This is a genomic window from Streptomyces sp. TG1A-60 (assembly GCF_037201975.1).
Taxonomy (GTDB): Bacteria; Actinomycetota; Actinomycetes; order Streptomycetales; family Streptomycetaceae; genus Streptomyces.
On sequence record NZ_CP147520.1, the window covers coordinates 5,549,421 to 5,573,795 of the forward strand.

At 68.8% G+C, this 24,375-nt stretch carries 18 protein-coding genes, 2 tRNA genes and 1 pseudogene; 18 read left to right on the forward strand and 3 right to left on the reverse strand.

The window, feature by feature from the left end; genetic code table 11:
* Positions 1-203: 203 nt before the first annotated feature.
* Both WBG99_RS24080 and WBG99_RS24085 read left to right on the forward strand, forming a co-directional pair.
* Positions 204-1,376, forward strand: a complete 1,173-nt coding sequence (locus tag WBG99_RS24080; protein ID WP_338898300.1) for a PP2C family protein-serine/threonine phosphatase — start codon at positions 204-206, stop codon at positions 1,374-1,376.
* Positions 1,377-1,480: 104 nt separating this feature from the next.
* Positions 1,481-1,954: an HD domain-containing protein gene (locus tag WBG99_RS24085; protein ID WP_338898301.1), complete on the forward strand. Its 474-nt coding sequence runs from the start codon at positions 1,481-1,483 to the stop codon at positions 1,952-1,954.
* A gap of 34 nt (positions 1,955-1,988) precedes the next feature.
* Here WBG99_RS24085 and WBG99_RS24090 read toward each other — a convergent pair.
* Positions 1,989-3,181, reverse strand: a pseudogene (locus tag WBG99_RS24090) (acyltransferase family protein).
* 592 nt (positions 3,182-3,773) lie between these two features.
* On the opposite strand from WBG99_RS24090, the gene WBG99_RS24095 reads away from it, so the two are divergent.
* Positions 3,774-3,968 (forward strand): hypothetical protein, encoded by a 195-nt coding sequence (locus tag WBG99_RS24095; protein ID WP_338898302.1) that lies wholly within the window; start codon positions 3,774-3,776, stop codon positions 3,966-3,968.
* A gap of 148 nt (positions 3,969-4,116) precedes the next feature.
* Here WBG99_RS24095 and WBG99_RS24100 read toward each other — a convergent pair.
* Positions 4,117-4,190: transfer RNA gene (locus WBG99_RS24100), tRNA-Gly, on the reverse strand.
* Positions 4,191-4,389: 199 nt separating this feature from the next.
* Here WBG99_RS24100 and WBG99_RS24105 point away from each other — a divergent pair.
* The 5 genes from WBG99_RS24105 (at position 4,390) to clpX (ending at position 9,222) form a co-directional block, all read left to right on the forward strand.
* Positions 4,390-4,466 (forward strand) — tRNA-Pro (locus tag WBG99_RS24105).
* Between the two features lie 197 nt (positions 4,467-4,663).
* A complete protein-coding gene (gene tig, locus WBG99_RS24110; protein ID WP_338898303.1) occupies positions 4,664-6,055 on the forward strand; it encodes a trigger factor in 1,392 nt (463 codons plus the stop codon).
* A gap of 302 nt (positions 6,056-6,357) precedes the next feature.
* Positions 6,358-6,972, forward strand: coding sequence for an ATP-dependent Clp protease proteolytic subunit (locus WBG99_RS24115; protein WP_338900468.1), 615 nt, complete (start codon positions 6,358-6,360; stop codon positions 6,970-6,972).
* Positions 6,973-7,051: 79 nt separating this feature from the next.
* Entirely contained in the window at positions 7,052-7,732 is a 681-nt protein-coding gene (locus tag WBG99_RS24120; protein ID WP_338898304.1) for an ATP-dependent Clp protease proteolytic subunit, read from the forward strand.
* Between the two features lie 203 nt (positions 7,733-7,935).
* The gene (gene clpX, locus WBG99_RS24125) at positions 7,936-9,222 is read left to right on the forward strand and encodes an ATP-dependent Clp protease ATP-binding subunit ClpX (RefSeq protein ID WP_338898305.1); all 1,287 of its coding nucleotides are present in this window, start codon (positions 7,936-7,938) and stop codon (positions 9,220-9,222) included.
* A 107-nt stretch (positions 9,223-9,329) separates the two neighbouring features.
* On the opposite strand, the gene WBG99_RS24130 is transcribed toward clpX, so the two are convergent.
* Entirely contained in the window at positions 9,330-10,280 is a 951-nt protein-coding gene (locus WBG99_RS24130) for a hypothetical protein (RefSeq protein WP_338898306.1), read from the reverse strand.
* Positions 10,281-10,415: 135 nt separating this feature from the next.
* Between WBG99_RS24130 and WBG99_RS24135 the strand changes: the two genes are divergently transcribed.
* The 10 genes from WBG99_RS24135 (at position 10,416) to WBG99_RS24180 (ending at position 24,280) form a co-directional block, all read left to right on the forward strand.
* A complete protein-coding gene (locus WBG99_RS24135; RefSeq protein WP_338898307.1) occupies positions 10,416-13,067 on the forward strand; it encodes a valine--tRNA ligase in 2,652 nt (883 codons plus the stop codon).
* Positions 13,068-13,349: 282 nt separating this feature from the next.
* The gene (locus WBG99_RS24140; protein WP_338898308.1) at positions 13,350-14,855 is read left to right on the forward strand and encodes a folylpolyglutamate synthase/dihydrofolate synthase family protein; all 1,506 of its coding nucleotides are present in this window, start codon (positions 13,350-13,352) and stop codon (positions 14,853-14,855) included.
* A gap of 10 nt (positions 14,856-14,865) precedes the next feature.
* The gene (locus WBG99_RS24145; RefSeq protein ID WP_338898309.1) at positions 14,866-15,225 is read left to right on the forward strand and encodes a DUF4233 domain-containing protein; all 360 of its coding nucleotides are present in this window, start codon (positions 14,866-14,868) and stop codon (positions 15,223-15,225) included.
* A 76-nt stretch (positions 15,226-15,301) separates the two neighbouring features.
* On the forward strand, positions 15,302-15,715 hold the full coding sequence (gene ndk, locus WBG99_RS24150) for a nucleoside-diphosphate kinase (protein ID WP_184894113.1): 414 nt from the start codon (positions 15,302-15,304) through the stop codon (positions 15,713-15,715).
* 372 nt (positions 15,716-16,087) lie between these two features.
* The gene (locus WBG99_RS24155) at positions 16,088-17,107 is read left to right on the forward strand and encodes a rod shape-determining protein (protein ID WP_338898310.1); all 1,020 of its coding nucleotides are present in this window, start codon (positions 16,088-16,090) and stop codon (positions 17,105-17,107) included.
* 172 nt (positions 17,108-17,279) lie between these two features.
* Positions 17,280-18,233 (forward strand): rod shape-determining protein MreC, encoded by a 954-nt coding sequence (gene mreC / locus WBG99_RS24160; RefSeq protein WP_338898311.1) that lies wholly within the window; start codon positions 17,280-17,282, stop codon positions 18,231-18,233.
* 28 nt (positions 18,234-18,261) lie between these two features.
* Positions 18,262-18,933: a rod shape-determining protein MreD gene (gene mreD, locus WBG99_RS24165; RefSeq protein WP_338898312.1), complete on the forward strand. Its 672-nt coding sequence runs from the start codon at positions 18,262-18,264 to the stop codon at positions 18,931-18,933.
* 143 nt (positions 18,934-19,076) lie between these two features.
* Positions 19,077-21,482, forward strand: coding sequence for a penicillin-binding protein 2 (mrdA, locus tag WBG99_RS24170; protein ID WP_338898313.1), 2,406 nt, complete (start codon positions 19,077-19,079; stop codon positions 21,480-21,482).
* The gene (rodA, locus tag WBG99_RS24175; RefSeq protein WP_338898314.1) at positions 21,479-22,675 is read left to right on the forward strand and encodes a rod shape-determining protein RodA; all 1,197 of its coding nucleotides are present in this window, start codon (positions 21,479-21,481) and stop codon (positions 22,673-22,675) included. The genes mrdA and rodA overlap by 4 nt, the downstream gene beginning before the upstream one ends.
* 66 nt (positions 22,676-22,741) lie before the next feature.
* Positions 22,742-24,280: a CYTH and CHAD domain-containing protein gene (locus WBG99_RS24180; RefSeq protein WP_338898315.1), complete on the forward strand. Its 1,539-nt coding sequence runs from the start codon at positions 22,742-22,744 to the stop codon at positions 24,278-24,280.
* Positions 24,281-24,375: the final 95 nt, after the last annotated feature.

The window sequence follows — 24,375 nt, forward strand, 5'->3', positions numbered from 1 at the left end:
CGTTACGAGCGAGTGAATTACCTCCGCGCGTCGCCGGTCGACGTGGGATCCTTTTTCGGTGCCGCACGGAGGGCGCACGGGGGCCGAAAAGCGCGTTCCCGTGTGAGATCTGTGTGAGATTCGTCGTGAACCGGCCCTCGGAAGGGGGACAAGTGGGACCTCCTGTGCACAGGGGCTGGTCCGATGGATAAGGTCCCGAATCAATGGCAGCAGGACGAGAGCGGCGCGCGGCGGCCGATACGTTCCCGGCCCGGATGAAGAAGCTGTTTCACCGGGCCCGCACCGGCGTGCGCAAATCCGCCGTCGACTACTTCCGCGGAGACGGCTCCGACTGGATCGCCCTGGCCGGTCTGCTCCTGATGATCCCGGTGATCACCTGCCTCACGATGGTCGACGAGGTGTGGTTCTCACCCGCCGCCCTCGTCCTCCCCATCGTCGCGGGTGGCCTCCTGCTGCGCCCCGCCAGTCTGCTCGGCCTGTACGCGGTCGCCGCGACCGCGCTGATCGTGGAGTCCGTGCAGCTCGGGCCCTACACCGAGGGACCGGCCCGGGTGACGCCGGGCACCGTGCTCGTGGTCGCCGCCTGCGGTTTCTTCGGCCTCCTCATCGCCCAGTTCCGCAGCCGCGTCGGCGTGCCCTGGCGGCGCGGCGGCACCATGCTCTTCGACCTGCGGGAACGTATCCGGGTCCAGAGCAAGCTGCCGCAGCTGCCCGCCGGTTGGCACCGCGAGATGGCCCTGCGCCCGGCGGGCGGCCAGTCCTTCTCCGGCGACTTCGTCGTCGCCGCCCGTACGAACGGCGGTCGCACCCTCGAAGTCGTCCTCACCGACGTCTCCGGCAAGGGCATGGACGCGGGCTCCCGCGCCCTGCTCCTGTCCGGGGCCTTCGGCGGTCTGCTGGGATCGCTCCCACCACACGCGTTCCTCCCGGCGGCCAACGGCTATCTGCTGCGCCAGGACTGGGACGAGGGCTTCGCGACCTCCATCCACCTCGTCCTCGACCTCGACTCCGGCGACTACGAGCTCTTCTCCGCCGGCCACCCCCCGGGCCTCCAGCTCAGCGCGGGCACCGGCCGCTGGGAGGAGAAGTCCGCCGAGGGCCCCCTCCTGGGCGTGTACGACGGCGCCCAGTTCGACCCGGTCAAGGGCTCCCTGCGCCCCGGGGACGTCCTGATGCTCTTCACCGACGGCCTCGTCGAGACCTCCGAGCGGGACATCGTCGAGGGCATCGACCGCCTCACCGGCGAGGCCGACCGTTATGTCGCCGGCGGCTTCCACGGCGCCGCCTGGCATCTCATCGAGGCCGTCGCCAAGGACGTCAACGACGACCGTGCCCTCCTGCTCATATGCCGCGAGGGCTCCACGGCGGCCAGGTGACCGCATGGGCGCCCCGAAAGGGGCGGGGGGGACCGCACAGTAAATCACGACCAACCCGCACTCGCCGGCCAGCCCCGTCCTCCCGAGCTCAGGCGGTCCATCCGATGCCCCGAACTTCCCTCTCCCTCCCCGAAGTAGAGGCCCTCGCCCGTGCCGCGCACGCCGCCCAGACCGACAAGGCGGGTCGTCCCTACGCCGAGCACCTCCAGGCGGTGTCGTACCGAGTGAAGGCGCGCGGCGGCGACGAGGAGCAGATCGCGGCAGCCTGGCTGCACGACGCCGTCGAGGATGACGCCCTCACCGAGGAGTGGCTGGCCGAGGCCCCGCTGACCGCCCGTACGAAGGCCATCGTGCTGGCCCTCACCAAACGGCCGGGCGAGCCTCCGGAGGAGTACGCCGCCCGTGTCCTCGCCACCCCGGGCGCCCTCCTCGTCAAGCGGGCGGACCTCGCGCACAACGCTGACCCGGCCCGGCTGGCCGCCTTGGACGAGCCCACCCGCACCCGGCTGACCCACAAGTACGCCCACATGCGAAACCTCCTCGGCCTGCCGGACGAACCGGCGGCCGAGGAGGCGTAGCGCAGCCGCGCCCGAACGAGGGCCGAAGGCGGGCCTACGCCTTGGTCCCGACCTTCCCGCGCTCCCGCGCCAGTTCCGCGGCGTCCCGCTTGAACGCCCACTCCATCTTCGGTTCCATGGCGAACCGGAACATCCGCTGCACCGGCGGGGTGCACAGCAGGGTGATGACGGCCATCGCGACGAAGGTGACGAAGAGCTCACCGAGCGGCTGGTACACCCAGGCGTTCGCGTCGTACCAGCCCCAGAAGCGCGAGCCCTGCACGACGAACCCGTGCAGCAGGTAGCCGTACAGCGTGCCGGCGCCCAGGACGGTGAACCACATCTTCCGCCGGGGCACCCAGGCGAAGAAGCACGCGGTGAGCGCCATCGAGCAGCCGAAGAGCGCGAAGGTCATGACGATGCCGGCCCACCACGGCGCACCCAGCTCCTGTGCGCTGTCGCGGTGGTAGAACCACGCGGAGTTCATGTGCGGGCCCACCCAGTACGCCAGCGCCAGCGCGCTCGCCGCCACCGGGACGGACAGGATCCGCACCTCCCGGCGCCGCATGAGCTGGAAGTGTGTGGGCTTCATGAAGAGGCCCACGACGAAGAACGGCAGGAACTGCAGGACGCGTTGCAGGTCCAGGTCGTCGCCGATGTCGGGGGAGACGGAGGCGAGCGCGGCGATGCCGAGCGCCACCGGGATCGGCCAGCGCACCACCTTCCACAGCGGGGTCGTCAGCCGCCACACGAACAGCGCGATCAGGAACCAGGTGAGGTACCAGGGGTCGAGCAGGCTGATCGAGTGCGTGGGGTCGTCGTCGCCGTACCGCTTGAAGAGGGAGTACGCGACCTCGAAGAGGACGTACGGCACGGCTATGCCGGTGACCAGCCGCCGGAGCCGGTCGGGGCGCATGTCGAAACTGCGCGAGAAATAGCCGGAGATGATGATGAACGCCGGCATGTGGAACGTGTACACGACCATGTAGAGCGCCTCGGCGGCGCGGCTGTGGTCGGTCAGCGGCTCCCACGCGTGGCCCATCGCGACGAGCACGATGGCGAGGTACTTGGCGTTGTCGAAGAACGCGTCTCGTTGTTTGGCCGGTCTGGCCTCCGGGGAGGCGTCACTCGGCGCGGGGTGGGGGACGAGGACTTCAGCGAGCGTGGACTCGTCACTCCGTCCGCCGACGACTGTGCCGGGGGGAGGGGCGTCCTGGGCTGGCCGTGCGGTCGCAGCGAGTTCGTCACAGACCCTCCCGCCGGAAACTCCGGGGGGCGGTCCGAGCACTCGCTGCGCACGAGGGGGACGAGGCAGCGGTGAACATCTGAGGCACCCTAGCGCTGTCTGAACGATTTCGTAAAACCACCGACGTGCATCCCGTATTGAGGAGTACGTGTCACCTTCGTGTACCCCGGATTCGGTGAAGTCTTCATCGGGCAGAGCGTCACCGTCCGCGCACCGCACGGCGGATGACATCGTGACCTTCTGTCCATATTAATCCGGACTAAATGGTGCATTACGTGCGCGGGCGACTCCGGTCGAATGCCTGGTTCGTCACCGTCCCTGTTGTCGCGCTCGATGTGTCTGTGGCAACAATTCGAATTACCTGCGAACGAGATGTGTGTGCACGGAAACGATCACGGTGAATTCACTCCCCGCGTCGGCTTGTTGGCGGAGGATGCGTGGGGGGCGTACGTGGGGGTTCCGCGTACGCGTGGCCGACGTTGCCTCAGCAGCCGCATACGAAGGCCTGGTTGGTGGCACGATGGTTCTGGCGGGGTGCGCGTGGGGTCGGCGCCCCGGGCCGGGAGTGCGGACCGACCGAGGGTGTGATCTGTTGTGGCCATTTCGCTGTCAGTGGTGCTCTTGTTGGGCATCATCCTTGTGGTCCTGATGCGAGGAGGGACGATCAAGGCCGGTCCGGCCGTCGTCGCCATCCTCTTCGGCTTCTTCCTCGCCTCCACCGGCATGGCCGACGACATCCAACGCTTCCTGAGCTCGATAGCGGACACGATCAACTCGATCCAGTTCTAGGGCTCTTTCGAGAGGCCTCGGCGACCGGGCGGATGCGTAGCGTGCGCATGCCACGCCACGCCGTGCCATGCCGCGTGCGCGGCGGAACAGGGCAGGAAAGACCTCCGGCCCGGTCCGAGGAATCCCTCGAAGCCGGGCCGGAGGCCGTTGGAGCGGGCGACGGGAATCGAACCCGCGTAGCTAGTTTGGAAGACTAGTGCTCTACCATTGAGCTACGCCCGCACAGCTCGCGCCGCAGGTCGGGTGACCGCGGCACAGAAGGCATCGTAGCGGGTCGGGCGCCCCCGCCGCACACCCCTTCCGGACCGCGCCCCGCGCCCGCCGTCGCACGTGCCCGCGCGCTCGGTGACTCGCGCCCGCGCGCTGCGGTAAAGCGGTAACCGCACGGCCTGCGGGCATGTACCCTACGTGTCGCACCAGACGGGGTGTGGCGCAGCTTGGTAGCGCGTCCGCTTTGGGAGCGGAAGGCCGTGGGTTCAAATCCCGCCACCCCGACCACCGTGCCGGACGGCGCGCCCGCCACCGGCAAGATCGCCTTTTGGGGCGTGTACCGCCTGCGGTTACTATGCAAGCTGCGCGCCCGTGTGTCTGCACTCTCACGTCTCTCAAGGGCCGCGAATCCGCTGGAGCCCTGTCGTACCCGGCAGGGGCCCTCCGCAGAACCCAAAGAAGTCAGCCCCCAAGGAGACCGAACCGTGAAGAGCGCCGTGGAGACCCTGAACCCGACCCGGGTTCGGCTCAGCATCGAGGTGCCCTTCGAGGAGCTCAAGGACAGCCTCGACGCGGCGTACAAGAAGATCAACCAGCAGGTCACGGTGAAGGGCTTCCGCAAGGGCAAGATCCCGGCCCGCATCATCGACCAGCGGTTCGGCCGCGGTGCGGTCCTGGAGGAGGCGGTCAACGACGCGCTTCCGAAGTTCTACACCGACGCGGTCAACGAGGCCGAGCTCAACGTCCTGGGCCAGCCCGAGGTCGACATCACCGAGCTGAAGGACGGCGAGACGCTGAACTTCACCGCCGAGGTCGACGTCCGCCCGGCCATCGAGATCCCGGACTACTCCGGCATCGAGGTCGAGGTCGACGCCGTCGAGGTCACCGAGGAGGACGTCGACGAGGCGGTCGAGCAGCTCCGCGAGCGCTTCGCCTCGACCTCCCCGGTCGAGCGCGCCGCCGAGGACGGCGACGTCGTCACGATCGACCTGGAGGCCAAGGTCGACGGCGAGGTCCTGGAGGACGGCGTCGCCGAGGGCGTCTCCTACACCATCGGCTCCGGCGAGCTGCTGGACGGCATCGACGACGCCGTGAAGGGCCTGGAGGCCGGGGCCGAGACCACGTTCACCTCCGAGCTCAAGGGCGGCTCGGCGGCCGGCAAGGAGGCCGAGGTCACCGTCAAGGTCAGCCAGGTCGCCGCCCGTGAACTCCCGGCCCTGGACGACGACTTCGCTCAGCTCGCCTCCGAGTTCGACACTCTTGAGGAGATGCGAGGCGACAGCCGCAAGCGCCTGGAGAACATGAAGCAGTACGACCAGGCCACGCAGGCCCAGGAGCGTGTCCTGGAGAAGCTGCTGGAGATCGTCGAGGTGCCCGTTCCCGAGAAGCTCCTCGAGGACGAGATCAACACCCGCAAGCACAACCTGGAGCACCACCAGCTCGGCCAGATGGGTCTCGACCTGGAGAAGTACCTGGAGATCCAGGGCAAGACGGTCGAGGAGTTCGACGCCGAGACCAGGGAAGCGGCCGTCAAGGGGATCAAGACCCAGTTCGTCCTCGACGAGCTGGTCTCGAAGGGGAAGCTGAACGTCAACCAGGAGGAGCTCACCGAGCACCTCATGCGGCGCGCGGCCTCCTCGGGCATGTCCCCGGACCAGTTCGCCCAGGCCGTCGTCCAGAACAACCAGGTCCAGCTCCTCGTCGGTGAGGTGGCCCGCGGCAAGGCCCTCGCCCTCGTCGTCGAGTCCTCCACCGTCAAGGACACCAACGGCGAGATCGTCGACCTGGACGACGAGGACGAGGACGAGACCACGGAGAGCTCCACCGAGGAGACCCCGGCTGCGGCCGAGGCCGAGGAGAAGGCCCCCGAGGCCTGATCGCTCCGCTCGTGACGCCGTGACGGGCCCCCGGGACACTTCTGGTGTCCCGGGGGCCCGTCCGCTTCCCCGCGCTCCTTTCGGGGCGGGGGCACCCGGTGCTCCCGGCCCCACCGGCGGAGCACATGCGCTGACAGCGAACAGTTCCCTTTGCGGGATTCACCGGCCGGGCCACCGCGTTAGGGTCCATGAATACGAGGGCAGGGGAGTCGGCGAACGGCTGGACGCCCAGTCCTCCGCAGGGAAACGTGAGACGGCCCGGCGCCGTCGTAAGACGAGCAGGTGGATACGTGACGAATCTGATGCCCTCCGCCGCCGGTGAGCCTTCCATCGGCGGTGGCCTCGGCGACCATGTCTACAACCGGCTGCTCAACGAGCGGATCATCTTCCTCGGCCAGCCGGTCGACGATGACATCGCCAACAAGATCACCGCACAGCTGCTGCTCCTTGCCGCCGACCCGGACAAGGACATTTACCTCTACATCAACAGCCCGGGCGGTTCGATCACGGCCGGTATGGCGATCTACGACACCATGCAGTACATCAAGAACGACGTGGTGACCATCGCCATGGGCCTCGCCGCCTCGATGGGACAGTTCCTGCTCAGCGCGGGCACCCCGGGCAAGCGCTTCGCGCTGCCGAACGCCGAGATCCTGATCCACCAGCCCTCCGCGGGCCTGGCCGGCTCCGCCTCGGACATCAAGATCCACGCCGAGCGGCTGCTGCACACCAAGAAGCGCATGGCCGAGCTCACGTCCCAGCACACGGGCCAGTCGATCGAGCAGATCACCCGTGACTCGGACCGGGACCGCTGGTTCGACGCCTTCGAGGCCAAGGACTACGGCCTCATCGACGACGTCATCGCCACCGCGGCGGGCATGCCGGGCGGCGGCGGCACCGGGGCCGGGCAGGCGTGACGGCACCCGCCGGCACGCACACCCCCGTAACGCCCCCAGCCGACCGCCTCAGCCCCTCTCAGGCTCCCAGGAGACACAAGTGAACGACTTCCCCGGCAGCGGCCTCCACGACAGCGGACGCTCCCAGTACTCGGGCCCCACGGCCGAGTCCCGTTACGTCATCCCCCGCTTCGTCGAGCGCACCTCGCAGGGCATCCGCGAGTACGACCCGTACGCGAAGCTCTTCGAGGAGCGGGTGATCTTCCTCGGCGTGCAGATCGACGACGCCTCGGCCAACGACGTCATGGCGCAGCTGCTGTGCCTGGAGTCGATGGACCCCGACCGGGACATCTCGGTCTACATCAACAGCCCCGGCGGCTCCTTCACGGCGCTCACGGCCATCTACGACACGATGCAGTTCGTGAAGCCGGACATCCAGACGGTCTGCATGGGCCAGGCGGCCTCCGCCGCCGCGATCCTGCTGGCCGCCGGTACGCCGGGCAAGCGCATGGCCCTGCCGAACGCCCGGGTGCTGATCCACCAGCCGTACAGCGAGACGGGCCGCGGCCAGGTCTCCGACCTGGAGATCGCCGCGAACGAGATCCTCCGGATGCGTGCGCAGCTGGAGGAGATGCTGGCCAAGCACTCGACCACGCCGATCGAGAAGATCCGCGAGGACATCGAGCGCGACAAGATCCTCACGGCCGAGGACGCGCTGTCGTACGGCCTGATCGACCAGATCATCTCCACGCGGAAGATGAACAACGAGAGCGTCCGCTGACGCGGGAAAGGCTGTATTGTCTGCCGCCCCTTGGCATGGTGGCACCGTTCGACCCAGTGCACGACAAGGTGCACGTCAAAGCGAACCGTGCCAAGGGGGCCCCGAACGAGGGGCCCGGCAAGGTACCGTCGACATAAGGCAGCACCAGGAGTCGCTGGACTTGTAAGCGTCCAGTCGTCTCCCAGGCGAAGGGGAAGCACACCGTGGCACGCATCGGTGACGGCGGCGATCTGCTCAAGTGCTCGTTCTGTGGCAAGAGCCAGAAGCAGGTCAAGAAGCTCATCGCAGGGCCCGGTGTGTACATCTGCGACGAGTGCATCGACCTCTGCAACGAGATCATCGAGGAAGAGCTGGCGGAGACCAGTGAGGTCCGCTGGGAGGAGCTTCCCAAGCCCCGCGAGATCTACGAGTTCCTCGAGGGCTATGTGGTGGGCCAGGAAGCGGCCAAGAAGGCCCTCTCCGTCGCGGTGTACAACCACTACAAGCGGGTCCAGGCCGGCGAGAACGGCGGCGGTCAAAGCCGCGAGGACGCCATCGAGTTGGCGAAGTCCAACATCCTGCTGTTGGGCCCCACCGGCTCCGGCAAGACCCTCCTCGCCCAGACCCTCGCCCGCATGCTGAACGTCCCGTTCGCCATCGCCGACGCGACGGCGCTGACGGAGGCGGGGTACGTCGGCGAGGACGTCGAGAACATCCTCCTGAAACTGATCCAGGCGGCGGACTACGACGTCAAGAAGGCCGAAACAGGCATCATCTACATCGACGAGATCGACAAGGTCGCGCGGAAGAGTGAAAACCCCTCCATCACGCGGGACGTGTCGGGCGAGGGCGTCCAGCAGGCCCTGCTGAAGATCCTGGAGGGCACCACGGCCTCGGTCCCGCCCCAGGGCGGACGCAAGCACCCCCACCAGGAGTTCATCCAGATCGACACGACGAACGTCCTGTTCATCGTGGGTGGCGCCTTCTCGGGCCTGGAGAAGATCATCGAGTCCCGCGCGGGCGCGAAGGGCATCGGCTTCGGCGCCACGATCCGCTCCAAGCGAGAGCTGGAGTCCAAGGACCAGTTCGAGGACATCATGCCCGAGGACCTGGTCAAGTTCGGCATGATCCCGGAGTTCATCGGCCGCCTCCCGGTCATCACCTCGGTCCACAACCTGGACCGCGAGGCGCTGCTCCAGATCCTCATCGAGCCTCGCAACGCCCTGGTGAAGCAGTACCAGCGCCTCTTCGAACTCGACGGCGTCGAGCTGGACTTCGAGCGCGAGGCGTTGGAAGCCATCGCCGACCAGGCCATCCTCCGCCAGACCGGCGCGCGCGGCCTGCGCGCCATCATGGAGGAAGTCCTCATGTCCGTGATGTACGAGGTCCCGTCCCGCAAGGACGTCGCCCGAGTCGTCATCACCGCGGACGTCGTCCACTCCAACGTGAACCCGACGCTCATTCCGCGCGACGCGCGCGGCCGGGGGCCGGGGGAGCAGAAGACGGCGTAACGCCGGCTCGGTCGACCCACTTGAGGGGTCTGACGAGGGCGGTGGACAACACCGAGGGCGCCCAGCGTGTTCCGCTGGGCGTCCTCGCATCGTCGGGGTACGCGAGGTCAGGCCTTGACGCGCACCTCTTCACGGAACTTCGCCGTGGTGTCCGCGGCGGCAGCCTGGTCCGTCGCCTTCTCCGCGATGACGTCGGCGAAGTCCATCGGCATCACGACGCCCAGCGTGCTGTAGTCGCCCCACACGCAGAAGGACAGGTTCATCACGCTCGGCCCGTCGCCCGTGCTGCCGTCGGTGGGCTCCATCTTGGCGTCCTGGCACTTGAGGACGGCACCCTCGGCGGAGTCGTACGACTTGGGGTCACCGACCATGGTGACCTTCACGTCGTCGTCCCCCTTCCCGGACTGCGACTGCATGTGATCCAGCATGGCGTCGACGACCGTCTCCGGGTCCTCGATCTCGCCGTGGACGCCGCTGAAGTGAAGCTGCTTCTGCGACAGCGGGTTGTTCTCGTTGCCGGACGCGTACGTGGCGCTGACATCCTGGGGGTCGGTCACTCCCCACTTCTCGGCGTCCTTCACGTCACTGTCGGACAAGGCACCGCCGCTGCTGTTGTCCTTCTTGTACTCGCTGAGCACAGTCTCCGGCGTAGTCAGCCTGTGCGCGCCGTCGTCCGCGATGTCCGCTCCACCACCCCCGCCGATGACGAGGTAAGCGCCCACGGCGATCGCCGCCACGACGGCCACCGCGCCGAGGACGATGCCGACCTTCTTGCCGCCGCCACCGCCGGAGACGGGGGGCTGGGGCACGGTCGGGTAGGGCTGCTGGCCGTACGGGGCCTGCTGCTGGCCGTAGGGCGGCGTCTGGGACGGGACGCCCTGGGGGGCCTGCTGGGGGTACCCGTAGCCGGGCTGCGGCGGCGTCTGCTGCGGGTAGCCGTAGCCGTAGCCGGGCTGGGGGGCGGCCTGCGGCGGCTGCTGGCCGTAGGGGCCCGGCTGACCGTACGGCCCGGGCTGCTGGGGCTGCCCGCCGTACGGGCCCGGCTGGTTGTGACTCATTTCTGGGTTTCCCTCCAGATACTTATGTGGTTCCGACATACTCGCTCAACCGCGAGGCACTGGAAGCGCCGGGGGCACACCGTTACCGAAGAATCGAGTTTCGGGACCACCCCGTGACACCCCTAAACTGAGCGGGTGACCGAGAACGCTCAGCAGCAGCCTCCAGCGCCCGCCACCGATCTGCCGACCCAGTACGCGCCGGCCGATGTAGAGGGGACGCTGTACGAGCGCTGGGTGGAGAGGGGTTACTTCGCGGCCGACGCCAAGAGCGACAAGCCCGCTTACACCATCGTCATCCCGCCGCCGAACGTCACCGGCAGCCTGCACCTCGGGCACGCCTTCCAGCACACGCTCATGGACGCCCTCACGCGCCGCAAGCGCATGCAGGGTTACGAGTCCCTCTGGCTCCCCGGCATGGACCACGCCGGCATCGCCACGCAGAACAAGGTCGAGCAGCAGCTCGCCGAAGAGGGCAAGTCCCGCCACGACTTGGGGCGTGGGGAGTTCGTCGAGCGCGTCTGGCGGTGGAAGGAGGAGTACGGCGGCAAGATCCTCGGCCAGATGCGCCGGCTCGGAGACGGCGTCGACTGGGACCGTGAGCGGTTCACCATGGACGAAGGGCTCTCCAAGGCCGTCCAGACCATCTTCAAGCGGCTCTACGACGACGAGCTGATCTACCGCGCCGAGCGCATCATCAACTGGTGTCCCCGCTGTCTGACGGCCATCTCGGACATCGAGGTCGAGCACCAGGAGGACGCCGGCGAGCTGGTCTCCATCCGGTACGGAGAGGGGGACGACTCTCTCGTTGTCGCCACCACCCGTGCCGAGACGATGCTCGGCGACACCGCCGTCGCCGTCCACCCGGACGACGAGCGGTACCAGCACCTCATCGGCAAGCGGATCAAGCTGCCGCTGACCGACCGCACCATCCCGGTCGTCGCCGACACCCACGTCGACCCGGAGTTCGGCACCGGCGCGGTCAAGGTGACCCCGGCCCACGACCCGAACGACTTCGCGATCGGCCAGCGCCACGGCCTGCCGTCCATGACGATCATGGACGAGCACGGCGTCATCACCGTCCACGGCCCCTTCCTCGGCCAGGACCGCTTCGAGGCCCGCTCCGCCGTCGTCGGCGCGCTGCGCTCGCAGGGCCGGATCGTCGCCGAGAAGCGGCCGTACACCCACTCCGTCGGCCACTGCTCGCGCTGCAAGACCACCGTCGAGCCGCGGCTGTCCATGCAGTGGTGGGTCAAGGTCGCGCCCCTGGCCAAGGCGGCCGGCGACGCGGTCCGCGACGGCCGGGTCAAGATCCACCCCGAGGACATGTCGAAGCGGTACTTCGACTGGGTGGACAACATGTTCGACTGGTGCATCTCGCGCCAGCTGTGGTGGGGCCATCGCATCCCGGTCTGGTACGGCCCGAACGGCGAGACGGTCTGCGTCGGCCCCGACGAGGAGCCGCCCACCGGCGAGGGCTGGACCCAGGACACCGACGTCCTGGACACCTGGTTCTCCTCCGGCCTGTGGCCGTTCTCCACGCTCGGCTGGCCCGAACAGACCGAGGACCTGCGGAAGTTCTACTCGACCGACGTCCTGCTCACCGGCCACGACATCATCTTCTTCTGGGTCGCCCGGATGATGATGTTCGGCCTGTACGCGATGGACGGCGAGGCCCCCTTCAAGACCATCGCGCTGACCGGCCTGGTCCGCGACGAGCGCGGCAAGAAGATGTCGAAGTCCTTCGGCAATGTCGTCGACCCGCTCGACTGGATGGACAAGTACGGCTCCGACGCACTCCGTTTCACCCTCGCGCGCGGCGCCAACCCGGGCACCGACGTCCCGATCGGCGAGGACTGGGTCCAGGCCTCCCGCAACTTCGCCAACAAGATCTGGAACGCGACGCGCTTCGCGCTGATGAACGGCGCGACGGTCCAGGGCCCGCTGCCGGAGGCCTCGAAGCTCTCGGCGACCGACCGCTGGATCCTCGCCCGTCTGAACGAGACGGTCGAGCAGGTCGACGCCTACTACGAGGACTTCCAGTTCGCGAAGCTCAGCGACGCCCTGTTCCACTTCGCCTGGGACGAGGTCTTCGACTGGTACGTCGAGCTGTCCAAGACGACGTTCCAGGCGAGCGGCGAGCCGGCCCAGGTCAGTCGGCGTGTCCTCGGCGAGGTCCTGGACGTGACGCTGCGGCTGCTGCACCCGGTCATCCCGTTCGTCACGGACACCCTGTGGACGACGCTGACCGGCGGCGAGTCCCTCGTCATCGCCGACTGGCCGAAGACCGTGGTCGTTCCCGGGGCCGACACTCCGGGCGGCTTCCGCGACGACGCAGCCGAACGCGAGATCGAGCTGGTCCAGCAGGTCGTCACCGAGGTCCGCCGCTTCCGCGCCGACCAGGGCCTCCAGCCCGGCCAGCGCGTCCCGGCCCGCCTCACGCTCGACGGTACGGCGCTGGCCCCGCACGAGGCCGCGATCCGTCAGCTGCTCCGCCTCCAGCCGGAGGGCGAGGGCTTCTCGGCCACCGCGACCCTGCCGGTGGCGGGCGCCGAGGTCGCCCTCGACCTCTCCGGCGTCATCGACGTCGTGGCCGAGCGCAGGCGCCTCGCCAAGGACCTCGCCGCCGCCGAGAAGGAGAAGGCCCAGGCCACGGCCAAGCTCGGCAACGAAGCGTTCCTCGCGAAGGCACCGGACCAGGTCGTGGACAAGATCCGTGGCCGCCTGGCCAAGGCGGACGAGGACATCGCCCGCATCGCCGCGCAACTGGAGCGGCTGCCGAAGGCATAGCTCTCCGGCTCACGTACGGAGGGTGGAAGGCCCCGGTGCTTTTCAGGCGCCGGGGCCTTCTGGCTCGGCGGGGGTGCGTTTCGCTCACCGGTGCTCGCCGGGTGCCGCCGCGCCCACCCGTGCCACGGGCGGCACGACAGCTCGTGGCTGAGCATGGCGGGTCGGGCCCCGCAAGGCGTGCGGGGAACCGCGCGATCAGCCACGTACCACCCGCAGTCGCCGTACATCGCGCACCCCGAGCCACTGGGCGCCCGGCCGTCAGCCCTCCGTAGACTGAACCCCGTGAGCGAACGCAGTGAGCAGCCAGAGCCGATCGACCCCTTCGAGGAGATCATCGCCGCCGAAACGGACCGTGACCCGGACCTCGCGGTGATCGAGGCCGGCAGCCGCACCCTGCGTGCCCAGGGCGGCGCGCCGCAGGCCGACGTACCGACACGGCCCGCCGACCCGGCCGTCGACAAGGCGCTGCGCGAGGTCGAGAGGGAACTGGCGACCCGCTGGGGCGAGACCAAGCTGGAGCCCTCGGTCAAGCGGATCGCCGCGCTGATGGACGTCCTGGGCGAGCCGCAGCGGTCGTACCCCTCCATCCACATCACCGGTACCAACGGCAAGACCTCCACCGCACGCATGATCGAGGCCCTGCTCGGCGCCTTCGAGCTGCGCACCGGCCGGTACACCTCCCCGCATGTGCAGTCGATCACCGAGCGGATCAGCCTCGACGGCGCGCCGGTCTCGGCCGAGCGGTTCATCGAGACGTACGACGACATCAAGCCGTACATCGAGATGGTGGACGGCTCGCAGGAGTACCGGCTCTCCTTCTTCGAGGTGCTGACCGGCATGGCGTACGCCGCCTTCGCGGACGCGCCCGTGGACGTGGCCGTCGTCGAGGTCGGCATGGGCGGCACCTGGGACGCCACCAACGTCATCGACGGGGACGTCGCCGTCGTCACCCCCATCGACCTCGACCACACCGACCGGCTCGGGGAGACGCCCGCCGAGATCGCCGCGGAGAAGGCCGGGATCGTCAAGCAGGACGCGACCGTGATCCTGGCGCAGCAGCCGGTGGACGCGGCGCAGGTCATGCTGAAGAAGGCCGTGGAGGTCGACGCTACGGTGGCCCGGGAGGGCCTGGAGTTCGGGGTCGTCTCGCGGCAGGTCGCCGTCGGCGGGCAGATGCTCACCCTGCGCGGCCTCGGCGGCGAGTACCCCGAGGTCTATCTGCCGCTGCACGGCCCGTACCAGGCGCACAACGCGGCGGTCGCCCTCGCGGCGGTCGAGGCGTTCTTCGGCGTCGGCTCGCAGCGCCCGGAGCCGCTGGACGTGGACACGGTCCGCAGGGCCTTCGCGGCGGTGTCGTCGCCGGGGCGGCTCGAAGTCGTACGGCGGTCCCCGACGGTCGTCCTGGACGCCGCGCACAATCCGGCGGGCGCGCGGGCCACGGCGGAGGCCGTCGGTGAGGCGTTCGACTTCAGTCGGCTGATCGGCGTGGTCGGGGCCAGCGGCGACAAGAACGTCCGGGGGCTGCTGGAGGCCTTCGAGCCGATCTTCGCCGAGGTCGTGATCACACAGAACTCCAGCCATCGGGCCATGGACGCCGACGAGCTGGCAGCGCTCGCGGTCGAGGTGTTCGGCGAGGAGCGGGTGCAGGTCGAGCCGCGGCTGCCCGACGCGCTGGAGGCGGCGATCACGCTCGCCGAGGAGGAGGGGGAGTTCGCCGGCGGCGGCGTCCTCGTCACCGGTTCCGTCATCACCGTCGGCGAAGCCCGGCTTCTGCTGGGGAAGGGCTGAGTCTCACCACATGCGTACTCTCTGTGCTTCGACGCTGATCGGCGAGTTCTTCGTCATCGGCTTCGCCGGACTGGTCGCCATGAAGGACCCGGATCTGGCCATGTCGACGGTCTGGACGGTCAGCGGCATCGCCATGTTCCTGTGCGTCGTGCTGTGCGGGCTCGTCACCCGGCCCGGCGGGATCCAGCTCGGCTGGGCCCTCCAGGTCGCGCTGATCCTCTCCGGGTTCTTCGTCCCGACCATGTTCTTCCTGGGCGCTGTCTTCGCCGTCCTGTGGTGGGCCTCGGTGCACTTCGGGCGGAAGGTCGACGAGGCGAAGGCCCGGTTCGCTGCGCCGGCCTCCACCGGGGCCGGCGCCGGGGCCTCCTGACGCTGCCTGACACGGCGTCGGGCTCGCCCTGTAGCCTCTGACCTCCGCACCCTTGTGAAATGAAGGAGTCACCACCGTGAGCCAGCGCACCCTCGTCCTGCTCAAGCCCGACGCCGTACGGCGCGGCCTGACCGGCGAGATCATCAGCCGTATCGAGCGGAAGGCCGGCTGGCAGATCACCGCGCTGGAGCTGCGCACACTGGACCAGGAGACGCTGGAGCAGCACTACGGCGAGCACAAGGGCAAGCCGTTCTACGAGCCGCTGGTCGCGTTCATGGCCTCCGGGCCGGTCGTGGCCCTGATCGTCGAGGGCGAGCGCGTCATCGAGGGTGTGCGGGCGCTGGCCGGTCCGACCGATCCGATCGCCGCCGCGCCGGGGTCGATCCGTGGTGACTACGGCGTGATCGTGCGGGAGAACCTGATCCACGCGTCGGACTCCGAGGAGTCGGCCGAGCGCGAGGTGAAGATCTTCTTCCCCGGCCGGGCGTAGCACCGTCCTCGACGGCGGGGGCCGGTGATCTCTCTCGCCCCCGCCGCCTTTACCCTTCTGGAACACCCGGCCGCCACCCACACGGCCCACCCCCGCCTGACCAGCCACCCTCGCAGAAAACGCGGCCGTACAACGGCATATGCGTGGCGATCGGGGGAACGTGCACCCCCGATGGACCGTCTCCACAGGCGAGGCGGCGCATCGCATGCCCACAATGGCGAAGACCCTCGCGCAGTGTTCGTGCGGGCGAGACTACGATGTAAGCCTTCACGTCACAGCACCCACTTCGCCGACCCGAAAAAGCCTGAAACGCCCTCAAAAGCCCTCAGTGCTCCGCTTGGGAAGGCCAGACGAATCCTGATGGGGAACTCAATGTCGTTCATCGGCCGTGACATGGCTGTCGACCTCGGGACCGCCAACACGCTGGTGTACGTCAGGGGTCGCGGGATCGTACTGAACGAGCCGTCCGTCGTCGCGATCAACACCAACACCGGTGGCATCCTCGCGGTCGGCGTGGAGGCGAAGAAGATGATCGGGCGGACGCCGGGCAACATCGTTGCCGTACGTCCGCTGAAGGACGGCGTCATCGCCGACTTCGAGATCACCGAGCGGATGCTCCGCTACTTCATCCTGAAGATCCACAAGCGGCGGTATCTCGCCCGTCCTCGGGTCGTCGTCTGTGTGCCCTCCGGCATCACCGGTGTCGAGCGGCGTGCCGTCATCGAGGCGTCCTCCCAGGCCGGGGCCCGTCAGGTGCACATCATCGAGGAGCCCATGGCCGCGGCCATCGGCTCCGGTCTGCCGGTCCACGAGGCCACGGGCAACATGGTGGTGGACATCGGCGGCGGCACCACGGAGGTCGCGGTCATCTCCCTCGGCGGCATCGTCACCGCCCAGTCCATCCGCGTCGCGGGCGACGAGTTGGACAACGCGATCATCCAGCACATCAAGAAGGAGTACAGCCTCCTCCTCGGTGAGCGGACGGCCGAACAGATCAAGATCACGATCGGTTCGGCGTACGACCTCGACGCTGACGAGCACACCGAAATCCGCGGCCGGGACCTGGTGTCCGGCCTGCCCAAGACCGTCGTCATCTCCGCCGCCGAAGTACGGAAGGCGATCGAGGAACCCGTCAACGCCATCGTCGACGCCGTCAAGACGACCCTCGACAAGTGCCCGCCGGAACTCTCCGGGGACATCATGGACCGAGGCATCGTCCTCACCGGCGGCGGTGCCCTGCTGCGCGGACTCGACGAGCGGCTGCGCCGCGAGACCGGAATGCCGATCCACATCGCCGAGGACCCGCTGGACAGCGTGGCGCTCGGGTCCGGCAAATGCGTCGAGGAGTTCGAGGCGTTGCAGCAGGTGCTCGACGCCCAGCCGCGCAGATGACGTAACACTTCGATTCCGCCGTACGGGACGTTCTCTTCTCGTGCGGCGGATCGTTGGTATAGAGGCATAAGCTCCCGCAAAGCGCCCTGTCGTTCCCGTCTTGGGATTCCCACGGGCACCCGAATTCCCCTATTCCTGTTGAATTCCTATGAGGAAGGCACGGCCGCCGCACGTGAGGGACACACGAGAGAGCCGGCTGCTCCTGGTGCTGCTGGTCGCCGTCGCGTTCGCGCTGATCACGGTGGACATCCGCGGCGGGGAGGACTCACCGGTCGACAGTGCCCGACGTGGCGCGGCCACCGTCTTCGGCCCCATCGAGGACGGGGTGTCGACCGCCGTCGACCCGATCGGCAACGCCATAAGCGCGGTCCGCGACTCCGGCTCCCGCCACGACCGACTCGCCGCGCTGGAGAAGGAGAACGCCGAACTGAAGGCGTCCCTCGGCAGCGACGACCGCAACCGCAGCAGAGTCCGGCAACTCGACAAGATGCTGAAGACCGCCGCGAACGGGCAGTACGGCATCAAGGGCGCCGAGGTCATCGCCGTAGGAGCGGCCCAGGGCTTCTCCTGGACCGTCACCATCGACATCGGCACCGACGACGGCATCACCCGCGACATGACCGTCCTCAACGGCGACGGGCTCGTCGGCCGCGTCACCACCGTCGGACCGAACACCGCGACCGTGCTCCTCGCCAACGACCCCGACTTCACCGTCGGCACCCGTATGGAGGACACCGACGAACTGGGCTTCGCCTCCGGCCAGGGCGACCGCCCGCTGCGCGTCGAACTCCTCAACGGCAAGGCCAAGGTGAAGGCGGGCGACCGCCTCGTCACCTTCGGTTCGCAGGCCGACAGGCCGTTCGTACCCGGCGTCCCCGTCGGCGTCGTTTCCCGCGTCGACCCCTCCGGCGGCGACCTCACCCGCACCATCCACGTCAAACCGTTCGTGGCCTTCACCCGGCTCGACATCGTCGGCGTCGTCGTCCAGCCGCCCCGCAAGGACCCGCGCGACACCGTGTTGCCGGACAAGCCGAAGGCCGCCCCCACGCCGACCGTGACGGTCACGGTCACACCCGGCGCGGACGAACCCGGCGATGGTGCCGACGGCCAGCCGCAAGAGCAGTAGGACGTAGGACAGTAGGAGCTGAACCCTCATGCGTTTCAACCGGATGCTGCTCTCCACGACCCTGGTGATCGTCGCCCTGGTGATCCAGGTGAGCGTCCTCGCCAGACTCCACCTCCCGGGCGCCGTACCCGACCTGGTGCTCCTCACCGTCCTCGGCCTCGCCCTGGTCTACGGCCATGTCGGCGGAGCCCTGATCGGCTTCGGCGCCGGGCTGCTGTCCGACTTCGCGCCACCCGCCGACCACGCCGCCGGACGGTACGCCCTCGTCCTCTGCGTCATCGGCTACCTCGCGGGTCTCGCCAAGCCCGAGACAGGCCGGCTCAAGTCGGCGACCGGGCCGATGGCCGTGGTCGTCGTCGCCGCGCTCGGCTCGACGCTCCTCTACGCCGGTGTCGGCGCCCTCGTCGGCGACGACGCCGCCCGCCATGTCGGCCTGGGCAGCCTGCTGTTCACCGCCGCGCTCTACGACCTGCTGCTCGCGCCGTTCGTCGTCCCCGGCATCATGGCGCTCGCCCGGCGCGCCGACAACGACCCGCTCGCCGAGACCGGCAGCGCCGCCAAGGCGTCCGACGTCTCCTCCGGCTGGCTCTCCTCCGGCACCGGCCTGCGCATCGGCAACCAGCGCGGCGGCCTCCGCATCAAGGCCGCGCGATCACGCATGGCCAGGGCGGGACGCATCAAGGGGGTCAAGCGGCTGTGAGGGGACGTCACATGGCACCCGGGACGGATGCGGGAACCGATCACGGCCGAGCGGTGTACTCCATGTACCGGCACCACGCGCACCACCCGTACGCGCACCACCCGTACGCGCACCACCCGTACGCGCACTGAGAGGGGGAGACAGTGACCAACATCCCAGAGACCGGGCGGACCCCACGGGTCCGGATCCGGCTCGTCATCATCCAGATCCTCGTCTTCTCCCTCCTCGGCACCCTCGGCGGTCGCCTCTGGTACCTCCAGATCCGCGAGGGCGACGCCTACGCCAAGGAGGCCTCCGGCAACCACGTCCAGCAGGTCGTGCAGCCCGCCATGCGGGGCTCGATCCTGGACGCGCGCGGTGTGCCGATCGCCGACAACGAGACACGGCTGGTCGTCTCCGCCTCCCGCACCGACCTGCTGAAGATGGACGATGACGGCAAGGCGGTCCTCGCCAAGCTCGCCGACGTCCTGGACATGAAGCCCAAGGAGGTCATGGACAAGGTCCGCCTCTGCGACTCCGAGACCCCACAACCCTGTTGGAACGGCTCGCCGTACCAGCCGATCCCCATCACCGACGAGGCCACCGTCAAGCAGGCCCTGCAAATCCGCGAGCGCTCCGAGGACTTCCCCGGCATCACCGCCGAACCCCAGGCCGTACGCCGCTACGCCAGCCCCGGCGGCGCCGACACCGCCCAGGTCCTCGGCTATCTCTCGCCGGTCACCGACGAGGAGGTCACCAAGGCACAGGACACCGACTCGCCGTACCTGCGCTCCGACCAGGTCGGCCGGTCCGGCCTTGAGCGCCAGTACGACAAGGAGCTGCGCGGCAAGGCCGGCGTCACCCGCTACGAGGTCGACAACCTCGGTCGCGTCATCGGCGAGGCCGAGGCCGACCCCGCCAAGCCCGGCGCCAACCTCGTCACCAGCATCGACGCCCGCGTGCAGCGCATCGCCGAGTACGAACTCAACGAGGCGATGAAGGAAGCCCGCAAGCAGATGGACCGCAACACGGGGACGAACTACAAGGCCGACTCCGGCGCCGTCGTCGTGATGGAGGCCAAGACCGGCCGCGTCGTCGCCATGGCGTCCAACCCGGACTACGACCCGAACGCCTGGGTGGGCGGAATCTCCGCCAAGGACTACGCGAGGCTCACCGGAAAGAAGTCCAACTACCCGCTGCTGAACCGCGCGATCCAGGGCCAGTCGGCCCCCGGCTCCATCTTCAAGGTCATCCCGACCGCGGCCGCGATCAACGCCGGCTACTCCTTCAACGGCCCGTACGAATGTTCCAGTTCGTACTCGATCGGCGGCCAGGTCTTCAAGAACTTCGAGTCCAAGGGCTACGGCGCGATCAGCCTCGGCAAGGCGCTGGAAGTGTCCTGCGACACCGTCTTCTACCGTCTGTCCCACCAGGAGTGGAAGCGGGACGGCGGCATCAAGCCGAAGAAGGGCGCCAACGACTGGTTCTACAGGACCGCCCACCAGTTCGGCCTCGGCGCCGAGACCGGCATCGACCTGCCGAACGAGGTCACCGGCCGCATCCCGGACCGCCAGTGGAAGCAGGAGTACTGGGAGGCCAACAAGGACGCCTGGTGCAAGTACGGCAAGAAGGGCGGCTCGTACGCCGAGCAGATCGCATACGAGAACTGCCTCGAAGGCAACCGCATGCGCGCCGGTGACTCCGTCAACTACTCCATCGGCCAGGGCGACACCCTCGTCACCCCCATCCAGATGGCCACCATCTACGCGGCCATCTCCAACGGCGGCACCCTCTACGACCCGACGGTCGGCAAGGCGGTCATCAGCGCCGACGGCAAGAACGTGCAGGAGATCGCACCCAAGTCGCACGGCAGGCTGCCGATGACGAAGCAGGCGCGCGACAAGATAGACGAAGCTCTTGAGGGAGTCGCGACCCGTGGCACGGCCGCCTGGCGCTTCCAGGGCTGGCCGCAGGACGAGATCCCGATGCACGCCAAGACGGGTACGGCCGAGGTCTACGGCAAGCAGACGACCTCCTGGTTCGCCACGTACACCAAGGACTACTCGATCGTCATGACGATCTCCCAGGGTGGTACGGGCTCCGGCGCCTCGGCCCCCGCCGTGCGCAAGCTCTACAACGCGCTGTACGGCGTCTCCGAGGACGGCGAGATCGACAAGAGGAAGGCGCTGCTGGCCACGCCGCAGAAGGGCCTGCCGAAGATCGAGTCCGACGGCTCGATCGACGCCCCGAAGCTGGAGGCGTACCCGCCGAAGAAGACCGAGGAGGAGAAGGCCGCGGAGGACGGCACCCAGGCCGTCGCCGCGGGACCGGCCGGCCGACCGGTCTCCTTCGAGCAGGACGAGGGCGCCGTGGTCACCGCACCCGGCACCGGGACCCGGGTCACCGGGCCGGCCCCGGGAGGCCTCGTCACCGGACCCGGCGCCGGGTCCGCGGTCGCCGACGACCTGGTGGCGACCGCCGGTCCGCGCGGCGGCAGCGGCAACCGGGCCGCCCGGCGGCGTACGGACCGTGGCCGTGGCCGAGGGAAGAAGCGGAGGACATCCGTATGACCGGCAACAGCTTCTCCGTCTCCGGGTACGGACCCGAACGCTCCGGCTGGGCCCGGCTGTTCGCCCGCGACTCGCTCGCCCGCCGGCTCGACTGGCCGATACTGTTCTCGGCCATCGCGCTCTCCCTGATCGGCGCGTCCCTCGTCTACTCGGCGACCCGCAACCGCACCGAACTCAACCAGGGCGACCCGTACTACTTCCTGCTCCGGCACCTGCTCAACACCGGCATCGGCTTCGCCCTGATGGTCGGTACCGTCTGGCTCGGCCACCGCACCCTGCGCACGGCCGTACCGATCCTGTACGGCATCTCGGTGCTGCTGATCCTGCTGGTACTCACCCCGCTCGGCGCGACCATCAACGGCGCGCACGCGTGGATCGTCCTCGGCGGCGGCTTCTCGCTCCAGCCCTCGGAGTTCGTGAAGATCACGATTATCCTGGGCATGGCGATGCTGCTGGCGGCCCGGGTGGACGCGGGCGACAAACCACACCCCGACCACCGCACGGTCGTCCAGGCCCTCGGTCTCGCCACCGTCCCGATACTGATCGTCCTGCTCATGCCCGACCTCGGCTCGGTCATGGTCATGGTGGTCATCGTGCTGGGCGTGCTGCTCACCTCCGGCGCGTCCAACCGGTGGATCTTCGGCCTCATCGGCACGGGCGCGATCGGCGCGATCGCCGTCTGGCAGCTCGGAGTGCTCGACGAGTACCAGATCAACCGCTTCGCGGCCTTCGCCAACCCCGAGCTCGACCCGGCCGGCGTCGGGTACAACACCAACCAGGCCCGGATCGCCATCGGCTCCGGCGGACTGCTCGGCACCGGGCTGTTCAAGGGCTCGCAGACCACCGGGCAGTTCGTGCCCGAGCAGCAGACCGACTTCGTCTTCACGGTGGCGGGGGAGGAGCTGGGGTTCGTGGGCGCCGGGCTGATCATCCTGCTGCTCGGTGTCGTCCTGTGGCGCGCCTGCCGCATCGCCCGCGAGACCACCGAGCTGTACGGCACGATCGTCGCCGGCGGCATCATCGCCTGGTTCACCTTCCAGTCCTTCGAGAACATCGGCATGACCCTCGGGATCATGCCGGTGGCGGGCCTCCCCTTGCCGTTCGTGTCCTACGGCGGCTCGTCGATGTTCGCGGTGTGGGTGGCGGTCGGGTTGCTGCAGTCCATTCGGGTGGAGCGCCCCATGTCGGCGTAGGGCTCCGCGGCCTTCGGAGGGTGCGGTGGTCTGCCGCTGTGCCGAAAGTGCGACTAGATTCAATTCATGGCGGATACCAAGCGTGAGATCGAGCGGAAGTACGAGTCCGGTGAGAGCGGGCTGCCGGATCTCACCGGTGTGGCCGGGGTCGCGACCGTGCTGGGCAAGGGCGTGGCGGAGCTGGACGCCGTCTACTACGACACTCTGGACGAACGCCTCGCCGCCGCGTCGATCACACTGCGGCGCCGTACCGGAGGCAAGGACGCGGGCTGGCATCTGAAGTTCCCCGTTTCCCCGGGCGTCCGGGACGAGATCCGGGCGCCGCTGTCCGACACGCTGCCCGACTCTCTCGCGGGGCTCGTCCGTTCCCGGGTCCGGGAGGCCGAGCTGATACCGCTGGTCCGCCTCCTCTCCACCCGTGACGTCAGCGAGCTGCTCGACGCGGACGGCACTTTTCTCGCCGAGCTCAGCGTGGACGCCGTGGTCGCCGAACGGCTGACCGACGGCGGTCGGACCGCCCAGTGGTCCGAGATCGAGGTGGAACTCGCCGACGACGGCGACCCGGCCTTCCTGGAGAAGATCGACAAGAAGCTGCGCAAGGCCGGCGTACGGCCGTCGCAGTCGCCGTCGAAGCTGGCCCGAGCCCTGCAGGAGACGGCCCCCAAGAAGAGCGGGAAGAAGGACAAGCAGCGGGGCAAGGGCGAGGGCGGGGGAGAGGTGCCGGGGAAGCCCGTCACCCCGGGCGAGCATGTCCTCGCCTACGTCCGTGTCCAGCGCGACGCGATCGTGGCACTCGATCCCGCCGTGCGCCGTGACGTCTTCGACTCCGTGCACGGCATGCGGGTCGCCACACGCCGACTGCGCAGCACCTTCAAGTCGTTCCGGAAGGTCCTGGACCGGGCGGTCACGGACCCGATCGGCGTGGAGCTGAAGTGGCTGGCGGGGGAGCTGGGCGTCGACCGTGACCAGGAGGTCCTGACGGAACGTCTCACCGAGGCACTGGACGACCTCCCCGAAAGCCTGGTGACCGGACCGGTCCGTACGCGGTTGCGCACCTGGTCGCAGAAGGACGGCGGTACCGGCCCCCGGCCCGAGCTGATCGACGCACTCGACGGGCAGCGGTATCTGGAGCTGCTGGAGTCGCTGGACGCCGTGCTCACGGACCCGCCCCTGCTCAAGGCCGCCGGGGGCGACCCCGAGAAGGTGATCACCAAGGCGGTCAAGAAGGACTTCGCCAAGGTGGCGACCCTGGTCGAGGAGGCCCTGGCGCAGCCGTCCGGCGCCGACCGGGACCTCGCCATGCACGAGGCCCGCAAGAAGGCCAAGCGCACCCGGTACGCGGCCGAGGCGGGGCGCCCCCTCCTCGGCAAGCCCGCCAAGGAGGTCGTACGCGGCATGAAGTCCCTGCAGCGCCTCCTCGGCGACCACCAGGACAGCGTGATGGCCCGCGAGTTCCTGCGCCACATCGCCTTCCAGGCCCACGAGGCGGGGGAGAGCGCCTTCACGTACGGGCTGTTGTACGGCAGGGAGGAACGGCGGGCGGAGCTGGCGGAAGGGGCGCTGCCGGAGACGTGGGCGACGATCAGTGACGACCTGCCCTTCTGACGGCCGCTGCCCGGCCGGCGCACGGTGGCCGGGCAGCGGAGGGCCGGCCTACCGCGGGCTGCCACGACTTGCGTGCGAAGGGTCCCTCCGGGGGC